Genomic DNA, 2,528 nt, shown 5'->3' with positions numbered 1-2,528 from the left:
GGACAAGCCGATCAAAGACCTGGGCGACTACACCCTGGCCTACAAGCCCCACCCCGAGGTTCCCATGACCCTTAAGGTCTTGGTGGTGGCCGACAAGGCGTAAAGAAGCCGAGCGCCAGTAGCTGGAGGCCCAAAGCCGGTAGATATATGCCGCCAGATCTGGCGGCATGCTGTTTGGTGTATGGGGCGATACAACACCATTTGCAGGTGATGGGCTGTGAAAAACTGGCCTGGTGAGACTGCAACCCTTCAAGCTCGAGCGCTTCTTCGTTCCCTTCGAGTTCACCGCCCGTTACATGCTGGGCGGCTCGGACAGCGAGTCGGTGAACATTGGCGATCTGCTGGCGCTGGAGCCGGGAGCCACAGAACAGTTTCACAACCACTGGCTCGGTTATACCGAAGCCCCTGGAGCACCCTACCTGCGCGAAGAAATCGCCAGAATCTATAGCGCGACTGCCCCAGAGCAAGTGCTGGTGTTTGCCGGAGCGGAAGAGGCTATCTTCTGGTATCTGAACGCAGCGTTGCAGGCGGGCGACCATGCCATCATCCAAACGCCCTGCTACCAGTCCCACCTCGAAGTTGCCAGGGCTACGGGGGCTGAGGTGACGGAGTGGCCGTTGCATTTCGAGAATGGCTGGGCGATGGAACTCGACGGGTTGGAAAAGAACATCCGGCCCAACACCAGACTCATTGTGCTGACCACCCCCAACAACCCCACCGGCGCACACCTGAGCCATGCTGGGCAGCAAGCTATGGTTGAACTGGCTCGCTCACGGGGGATTCGACTGTTCTTTGACGAAGTATATCGGGAGCTCGAGCACGCTCCACAACACCGTTTGCCCGCCGTCTGCGACCTCTACAACAGAGCTACCAGCCTGGGGGTGATGTCCAAAAGCTATGGCCTGCCGGGGCTGCGGATTGGCTGGATTGCCACCCGGGATGGCGAAATCTTTGCCCGGCTGCAAGAGCTGAAGGACTATACCTCGCTTTGCAACTCGGCTCCGAGCGAGTTTTTAGGAGCTCTGGCTTTACGAAACCGGGGGAAACTGCTCGAGCGAAACCTGGCAATTGTACGCCATAACATAGAACTATTGGACAGATTTTTCCAGCGCTGGTCGGAAGCAATGACCTGGGTAAAACCAGTGGCCGGGCCGATTGCCTTTCCAAAGCTCAAACTCCCTACTAGCTCGGCAGCCTTCGTTCAGGACCTGGTGGACAAGCAGAGCACCCTGTTGGTTCCAGGCGAGGTCTATGACCGCCCGGGTTTTTTGCGCCTGGGCTTTGGTCGCAAGAATATGCTCGAGGCATTGGCGCGGTTGGAAGCCTACCTCAAGGCAGTGCCATAAAGAGCTGAACCGTGTAGGGCCCAATCTGGATGGGCTGATTGAGGAACTCGCTCTGAACCGGCAGCGAGAGGGCAAACCCGGTTCTGGGGTCGCGCAGGTTGACGATCCAGACTCCGTCCGGCAGGCCCGACCACAGCACCACTCCTCTGGCATTGCTGACGCGCATGGCGGGCCGGATGTTATTCGCAATGGGACGGCCCTCTGCGCTGCGACGGCCCAGGGTCAAGATCAGGCCCTCGGCAGGCTTGTTCCACAGCTGTACCTGTATTTCGATGGTCATCCCCGCTCCAGGGGGCTCTTCGGGTGGGCGGGGCGGTGGAATGGGTGCAGGTTGGGCCAGCGCCAGACCTGCGATTAACAAAACCAGTATCCACTGCATTGGATAAGCATAACTCCAGAGACTGAGGGGCCTCTGGGGCGGGATTAACTTCCCCTTCATAGACGATGCCGCCCGGATGGGCGGCATCGGTTGTGCTTTAGGACAGGTAGTTCAAAATTTGCGGCTATGAGCTGGACGAGCGACTTTACACACGAAACCTGGCCTAGTAGTTTGCCTTCACGTAGTCTACCGCCGCTTTAGCATCCACCAGACCATAGCCAAACTGCCCTGGAATGGCTGCCTGATAGTCGGGCTTGGCGAGCTGGGCGGTAAGGGTCGCATTGGCGGTTTGCTCCAACGCTACTCGTACCTGGAGGGGGGTAAGGCTGGGCTGGGCAGAGAACATCAGGGCCACCACCCCGGCCACATGCGGCGCAGCCATCGAGGTGCCTTGCAAGAAGCCGTAGGGGTCGCCAGGGTTGCCCTGTTCCTGGGGTATGGTGGAGAGAATTGCGTTGCCGGGGGCAATTACCGTCACATAGCGCCCAGTGCTGGAAAACGCTGTACGAAGGTTGTTGGCGCTCATGGCCCCTACCCCAATCACCCCAGGATTGCTAATACTGTTCTGCACCGGGTCGGAGGGAGGGTTGCCAAGGTCGAAGGAGTTGCCGGCAGCGAAGACGTACACATGTCCCCTGGCTGTTCCGTACCGGAGGACATCCTCGAAGGCTTTGCTTTTTTGCGAGCCGCCCCAGGAGTTGTTGGAGACCCTGGCCCCGCAGTCTGCCACGTATTTGAGGGCCCTGGTCAGCATATAGGTGGTTCCGCCGAAGTACGTCAGTCCCTTCACGATTAAGAGCCTG

General features: G+C 59.0%; 4 protein-coding genes. 2 read left to right on the top strand and 2 right to left on the bottom strand.

Going from position 1 to position 2,528, the window contains the following annotated elements:
• A partial coding sequence (locus Q0288_RS11320) for a 50S ribosomal L9 C-terminal domain-containing protein (protein WP_366914756.1) occupies positions 1-103 on the top strand: 103 nt, incomplete at its 5' end.
• Between the two features lie 130 nt (positions 104-233).
• Positions 234-1,346 (top strand): aminotransferase class I/II-fold pyridoxal phosphate-dependent enzyme, encoded by a 1,113-nt coding sequence (locus tag Q0288_RS11315; protein ID WP_299430464.1) that lies wholly within the window; start codon positions 234-236, stop codon positions 1,344-1,346.
• Here Q0288_RS11315 and Q0288_RS11310 read toward each other — a convergent pair.
• Together Q0288_RS11310 and Q0288_RS11305 are read right to left on the bottom strand one after the other, a co-directional pair.
• Positions 1,330-1,725: a hypothetical protein gene (locus Q0288_RS11310; protein WP_299430462.1), complete on the bottom strand. Its 396-nt coding sequence runs from the start codon at positions 1,723-1,725 to the stop codon at positions 1,330-1,332. The genes Q0288_RS11315 and Q0288_RS11310 overlap by 17 nt on opposite strands.
• A gap of 163 nt (positions 1,726-1,888) precedes the next feature.
• Positions 1,889-2,528 (bottom strand): S8 family serine peptidase (locus Q0288_RS11305; protein ID WP_299430460.1); only part of this gene is annotated, 640 nt, incomplete at its 5' end.

Source organism: uncultured Meiothermus sp. (assembly GCF_937863175.1).
GTDB lineage: Bacteria > Deinococcota > Deinococci > Deinococcales > Thermaceae > Meiothermus.
This window is presented reverse-complemented; position numbering and strand designations above follow the sequence as displayed.